General features: G+C 33.2%; 3 protein-coding genes. All 3 read right to left on the bottom strand.

Annotated elements, in window-relative coordinates; genetic code table 11:
* Window positions 1-1,192 (bottom strand): electron transport complex subunit RsxC (gene rsxC / locus EZH24_RS09275; RefSeq protein WP_137998876.1); only part of this gene is annotated, 1,192 nt, incomplete at its 3' end.
* Between the two features lie 149 nt (window positions 1,193-1,341).
* Window positions 1,342-1,812 carry a hypothetical protein gene (locus tag EZH24_RS09270; RefSeq protein ID WP_137998875.1) on the bottom strand — a complete coding sequence of 157 codons (471 nt, stop codon included), beginning with the start codon at window positions 1,810-1,812 and terminating at the stop codon, window positions 1,342-1,344.
* An 853-nt stretch (window positions 1,813-2,665) separates the two neighbouring features.
* The coding region (locus EZH24_RS09265) for a 3-oxoacyl-[acyl-carrier-protein] synthase III C-terminal domain-containing protein (protein WP_272897891.1) at window positions 2,666-3,145 on the bottom strand (480 nt) is incomplete at its 5' end.

Raw genomic sequence — 3,145 nt, 5'->3', positions numbered from 1 at the left:
ATCTTTCGCTTATTTTCGCTTTCGCCGTGTGAGCGATTTCGGTAGGCGAGAGTTTGAGAGGGCAAACATCAGAACATCTTCCGCATTTTATACAAGGATATTCTACTTCTTTCGGCATTTTATCCTTATTAAAAAATAATAAAGAATTTGTTCCTTTATTTACGCATTGCTCCAAACTAGGAACGCTCGCTCCCATCATAGGACCGCCAGCCAATATTAAAACATTTTCCGCAGTCAATCCTCCGCAATTATCTACAATCGTAGAAATCGGAGTTCCAAGCGGAATCCATAGATTTTTATGTTCTTTAATAGCGTCTCCCGAAATTGTAACCATTCTTTCCATAAGAGGTTTATCTTTTGCAACCGCTTCGTAAATCGCGTATAAAGTTGCTACATTAACGACTAAAACATTCACATCCATCGGCAATTTTCCTACGGGAACTACTCTTCCAGTCGCCGCGTCAATAAGCATTTTTTCAGCGCCTTGAGGATATCTTAATCTTAAAGGCATAACTTCAACATTATAATTTTTTGCCGTTTTAGACATTTCTTCTATCGCTATCGGTTTATTAGCTTCTATTCCAATAATAGTTTTTTTAACGGAAGGAATTATTTTTCTTAAAATTTCTATTCCTTTAAATAAATCTTCCGTATTTTCAAGCATAAGTCTATAATCGCTCGTAATATAAGGCTCGCATTCCACACCGTTTATTATTAAAGTGTCGCATTCTCCTTTAGCCGCTCCGTCAACTTTAACATTTGCTGGGAAAGTCGCGCCTCCCATACCGACTATGCCCGCTTTTTTTATTTTTTCTGACATTTCTTCGGTAGATAACGACATAAAATTTGATTTTTCCGAATATGGCAAATTGTAAGCGTTAGGCTCGACATTAATAAGCAAAGCGTTAGCGCCGCGTCCCAAAGGTTGCGGAGCTATTTCTATAGAGGCAACCGAACCCGTTACCGAAGAAGAAACATTTCCCGAAACATATCCGTTTGACTCTCCGATAATTTCGCCTCTTTCTACTTTATCGCCTTTATTCTTTAAGATTTTAGCGGGAGCGCCAATATGCTGCGCCATAGATATTAAGACGCTTTTTGGAGGATTTTCCATACTTGACGAAGCTATATTAGCCGTGTCTTTGCTATCATGAGGATGCACGCCGCCAAAACGAAATTTACCTAATTTCATAATATAATCCTTCATTAATTATTCGTATATATTATAACAGAATTAATTTTATTTGTCAAAATATTTTTAAAGTTAGTAACGATATTTGAAATAATAAAAGCTCCCTCATTTAAGAGGAAGCTATTTTCATGAAAAATAATTTTTAATTTTTATTTACTCAAGTCTATACTTCCGCTTACGCCTTTATCTTCTGGAAGAGTTAAAGTAACTTTGCAATTAACGGTTTCCTTATTTTTAGTAAATTCAAATTTCCAATTCAAATCATGACTATATGTATATACCATTTGCCCTAAATTTTGGTCATAAGATGATGTTGAAATCTTTTCGGTATAATCGAAAGTATAAGAAGTTTTTTCATCTCCCAAATCCCAAGGAGTAAGTATAGGACTTCCACCACTGCTACCATAACTTAAATCCGCAATCGTGGCAGCGGCTCCTTCCAAAGTAACGCTATTGTCAATTTGTCGAAAATTAACATCTCCGCTAGCCCCAACTGTCATAATAAGGCTATCGTTATTATAAGTTCCAACCAAACTAAAAGTTTTGATTTTGGAACAACCCGTTGAAATTGTGGCTAAAGCTATTAATACTAAAGCCGTTTTAAAAATTTGTCGTTTCATAATGATTTTCTCCGTCATTAAATTAAATTTTATTAAATAAAAAGCCGTAATATTTCTTATTCCAAAAATCATAAATGCCGTGAGATACATTAAGATTAATGATATAATTAAATTAAGACTTATTATTTCAGAGTTAGATAAATAATTGTAGATAATAATTGAAAGAATATAGTAAATTGTTATTGAGATTATATTTTTATCAGAAGCGATATATTTTTTATAAAATTTATTTATAACTAAATGAAAATTTTTAATTTTCTCCGATAAGTTATTGAAAGTAAATTTGATTGAAGTTAAAAAGTTAGACAGCAAGGGGTTCGCTCTGCGCCCTTTAGGGCAATCCCTCGTGCGCTTTTTTTCTGAATTGTTAACACAATGGGCAACTGCCACATTGTTATTAAAAATTGCAAAATTATTTTTATAGTCATTGCGAACGTTAGTGAAGCAATCCAAATTAGAATAGATTACTTGGCGACTGCCCGACCTTGTCGCGGATTTTTCAAATCCTCGTAATGACAAAGTTTTTGCAAAAACGAATAAGACATTTAAAAAATTAAATGCCTTAAAAAACTGTAATATATAAAAATTTAAATTATTGGTTAGAAGACAATAATGGTTCTGTTCTGTTCTGTTCTGTTCTGTTCTGTTCTGTTCTGTTCTTCATGAGAATTTATTCCCGTTAAACCGATTTATTCCGAAATTTTTTCTTTCGGCTATTTTGGCTTACAACCCGCTTTCACCAAAGGTGTCCCCACGGGAAGCGCTATTTATAGGTTAAATAATACAATGTTTTAAAAATTTGTCAACACTTTATTTTAAAAAAAATTCTAAAAAATGTATAATCCTAAATTGATTAATTTACGAAAACCACCGCAATCGCTTTAGTATAACCGCTGCCATAACCACATAGAGCGACTTTGCTACCGCTTTTTATACTTCCGTCTTCCAACGCCATAGAAAACGCCACTCCAACCGAAGCGCTTAAAGAAGAATGAGCGTTTTGCATTTTTGAATATACTTTATCTTTGCCTGCCGACAAATTATTTACAAAATTATCGTAGGATTCTTTATTGAAATAAGAAGTGACATAAAAATCTGGCTCTATATTATTTTTTGATAAAGTTTCTTTTACATATAAAGCCGCGTTTTTAGATTCTTCTGCAAATATTTTATTATCTTTTATATAAATGAAATGTTCTTTATTAATTATTCCTTCTTTAGTATAAGGTTTTGCCGAACCGCCCATAGGTATATAGCAATTTTCAAAAGCTTCACCGTTCGTGTCGGAATCTATAAAATCTATTTTTATATTCGATTTTTCGCTTGTAACCAA

The organism is Brachyspira catarrhinii, from assembly GCF_005518285.1.
GTDB classification, from domain to species: Bacteria; Spirochaetota; Brachyspiria; order Brachyspirales; family Brachyspiraceae; genus Brachyspira; species Brachyspira catarrhinii.
Note: the sequence above shows the minus strand (reverse complement) of the source record. Positions and strands in the feature narration are given on the sequence as shown.